Source organism: Streptomyces sp. NPDC048479 (assembly GCF_040651435.1).
GTDB lineage: Bacteria > Actinomycetota > Actinomycetes > Streptomycetales > Streptomycetaceae > Streptomyces.
Map to the genome: position 1 here is coordinate 1 of NZ_JBEZKA010000090.1, position 3,919 is coordinate 3,919.

General features: G+C 72.3%; 1 protein-coding gene. It reads left to right on the plus strand.

Annotation, left to right across the window (positions count from 1 at the left end):
* A partial coding sequence (locus AB0D12_RS40980; RefSeq protein WP_362695120.1) for an SDR family NAD(P)-dependent oxidoreductase occupies positions 1–3,919 on the plus strand: 3,919 nt, incomplete at both ends.

Below are 3,919 nucleotides of genomic sequence, written 5' to 3' on the forward strand. Positions count from 1 at the left end.
GTGAGGCGTATGTGCGGGGCGTGAGTGTGGACTGGGATGCGGTCTTCGCGGGCACGGGTGCCCAGCGTGTGGATCTGCCCACCTACGCCTTCCAGCGGGAGCACTACTGGCTCGAAAGCGGCACCGCAGAGGACGTCACGGCCACCACACACCCCGTCGACACCGTCGAAGCCCGCTTCTGGGAGGCCGTCGAGCGCCAGGATGTGGCGGCGCTCACCGCCGAGTTGGACGTCGACGAGGACGAGACACTCACCGCGCTGCTGCCCGCGCTGTCGTCGTGGCGCCGGCAGAGCCGTGAGCAGTCCGCCGTGGACGGCTGGCGCTACCGCGTCACCTGGAAGCCGGCGCCGGAAGCCACCACGGCCCGCCTCTCCGGCACCTGGCTGGTCGCCGTTCCCGACGCCCCGACCGGCGGCCCCGGCGGCCCCGGCGGCGACTGGGCCGGTGCCGTCCTGCGTACGCTCGCCGAACACGGCGCCGACGTACGGCAGATCGTGGTCGCCCGAGCGGAAGACACCCGGGCCGTACTCGCCGAGCAGATACGTGACGTACTCGCGGACGGTCCCGCAGTGTCGGGCGTCCTGTCCCTGCTGACCCCCGCGGATGCCGGCGAGCCGCTCAACGTCTCCGCGCCCGGCGGCGTGATCGCCACCCTGTCCCTCGTCCAGGCCCTCGGCGACGCCGATGTGGCCGCGCCCCTGTGGTGTGTCACGCGCGGTGCTGTCTCCGTGGCCCGTTCCGAGCATCTGGCCAACCCCGCGCAGGCGCCCGTCTGGGGCCTGGGCCGGGTGACCGCGCTGGAGCACGGAGAGCGCTGGGGCGGTCTCATCGACCTGCCCGGCACGGACGCCGTGGACGACCGGGCACTGGCCCGGCTCGCGGGTGTCCTGGCCGGTGACGGTTCCGAGGACCAGGTGGCGGTGCGCGCCTCCGGGCTCTTCGTACGCAGGCTCGTACGCGCCCGTCTCGCCCAGACCCCGGCGGTGCGGGAGTGGCGTCCGCAAGGCACCACCCTTGTCACCGGTGGTACAGGTGCGCTCGGTGCGCATGTGGCCCGTTGGCTCGCCGAGAACGGCGCCGAGCACCTGCTGCTCACCAGCCGCCGCGGCCCCGACGCACCCGGAGCCGCCGAGCTCCGCGACGAACTGACCGCGCTCGGCGCCCAGGTCACCCTCGCCGCCTGCGATGTGAGCGACCGCGACACCGTCGCCGCCCTCATCGCCGCCGTTCCCGCCGACCACCCCCTCACCGCCGTCGTACACACGGCGGCCGTCCTCGACGACGGGGTCATCGAGGCGCTCACCCCCGAGCAGATCGAGCGCGTCCTGCGGGTGAAGGTCGACGCGACGCTCAACCTGCACGAGCTGACCCGCGATCTCGACCTGTCGGCGTTCGTGCTCTTCTCGTCCTTCGCCGCCACCTTCGGTGCTCCCGGCCAGGGCAACTATGCGCCGGGCAACGCCTTCCTGGACGCTTTCGCCGAGTACCGCCGGGCGGCCGGACTGCCCGCCACCTCCATCGCCTGGGGCCCCTGGGGCGACGGCGGCATGGCCGAAGGCGCGGTCGGTGACCGGATGCGCCGCCACGGCGTCATCGAGATGTCGCCCGAGCGTGCCGTCTCCGGACTCCAGCACGCCCTGAACCGCGACGAGACGACCCTGACCGTCGCCGACATGGAGTGGAAGCGCTTCGTCCTCGCCTTCACCTCCGGCCGCGCCAGGCCCCTGCTGCACGACCTGCCCGAGGCACGGGAGGTCATGGACAGCATGCGCACGGACGCCGCGGAGGACACCGGCAACGCTGCCGCACTGGCCCAGCAGCTCACCGGCCGGCCCGAGGCCGAACAGGAGCGACTGCTCCTCGAACTGGTCCGCACCGCCGTCGCCGCCGTCCTCGGCTACGCGGGACCCGACGCGGTCGAGGCGGGCCGGGCCTTCAAGGAGCTGGGCTTCGACTCCCTCACCTCCGTCGAGCTGCGCAACCGCCTGAACGCGGCCAGCGGCCTCAAGCTGCCGCCCACCCTCGTCTTCGACTACCCGACGCCCACCGTCCTCGCCCGGCACCTGCGGGCCGAGTTCTTCGGGCAGGGCGCCGCGTCCGCGGCCCTCGTGCCGACGGCCGCTGTCTCCGACGCCGAACCGATCGCCATCGTCGCGATGAGCTGCCGCTTCCCCGGCGGGGTCCGCAACCCCGAGGAGCTGTGGCAGCTGCTCACCTCCGACGGCGACGCGCTGTCCCAGTTCCCCCTGGACCGCGGCTGGGACGTCGAGGCGCTGTACGACCCCGACCCCAACGCGCAAGGCACCTCGTACACCCGTGAGGGCGGCTTCCTGTCCGACGCCGCCGCCTTCGACTCGTCGTTCTTCGGCATCTCGCCGCGCGAGGCCCTCGCCATGGACCCGCAGCAGCGGCTGCTCCTGGAAATCTCGTGGGAGGCGTTCGAGCGGGCGGGCATCGACCCGCAGACGCTGCGCGGCAGCCAGTCCGGCGTGTTCGTCGGCACCAACGGCTCCGACTACTCCAACCTCGTACGGGCCGCCACGGACGGCCTTGAGGGTCACCTCGCCACCGGCAGCGCGGGCAGCGTCGTCTCCGGCCGTCTGTCGTACACCTTCGGCCTCGAAGGCCCGGCCGTCACCGTCGACACCGCCTGCTCGGCCTCGCTCGTCGCCCTGCACCTCGCCGTACAGGCCCTGCGCAGCGGCGAATGCTCGCTCGCCCTGGCGGGCGGTGTCACCGTCATGTCGACGCCCGGCACCTTCATCGAGTTCAGCCGCCAGCGCGGACTCTCCACCGATGGACGCTGCAAGGCCTTCTCCTCGGACGCCGATGGATTCAGCCCCGCGGAGGGCGTCGGCATGCTGCTCGTAGAGCGTCTCTCGGACGCGCGGGCCAAGGGACATCCGGTGCTTGCGGTGGTCCGTGGTTCGGCGATCAACCAGGACGGTGCGAGCAACGGCCTGACGGCTCCCAACGGTCCGTCGCAGCAGCGCGTCATCCGCCAGGCCCTGGCCAACGCCCGTCTGTCGGCCGCCGAGGTCGACGTCGTCGAGGCGCACGGTACGGGTACGACACTCGGCGACCCGATCGAGGCGCAGGCCCTGCTCGCCACATATGGCCAGGAACGTCCGTCCGGACAGCCGCTGCTGCTCGGCTCGATCAAGTCCAACATCGGCCACGCCCAGGCCGCGGCCGGTGTCGCGGGCGTCATGAAGATGGTGCTCGCCATGCAGCACGGAGTGCTGCCGCAGAGCCTGCATATCGCCGAGCCCACGCCGCACGTCGACTGGAGCGCGGGCGAGGTCGCCCTGCTGGCCGAAGAGCAGGCATGGCCGGAGACCGGCCGCCCCTGGCGGGCCGGCGTCTCGTCGTTCGGCTTCAGCGGCACCAACGCCCACGCCATCATCGAGCAGGCTCCGGCCGAACTGGGGTCCGACGACCGGGAAACCCCTGAGCCGACGACCGAACCCCTACTGGCCGCGACCACCCCGGACGACTCCGCGGCCGACCGGCCCGCCGTGCTGCCCTGGACCCTGACCGCCAAGAGCGAGAAGGCGCTGCGCGGCCAGGCCGAACGCCTGCTGACACAGCTCACCACCCACTCTGACCTGCGACTTGTCGATGTCGGCCACTCCTTGGCGACGACCCGTACCGCGCTCGACCAGCGCGCCGTCCTCATCGGCCGGGACCGTGCCGACTACGTCGGAGCCCTGACCACTCTGGCGGCGGGGGAGACCTCACCCCTGCTCGTGCAGGGGGCGGTCGTCGGGGGGAAGACGGCGTTCGTGTTCCCCGGACAGGGGTCGCAATGGGTAGGCATGGCGGAGGCGCTGTTGGACGCTTCACCCGTGTTCGCTGCCCGGGTGGATGAGTGTGCGAAGGCGCTGGAGCCCTTCACCGACTGGTCGCTGCGCGATGT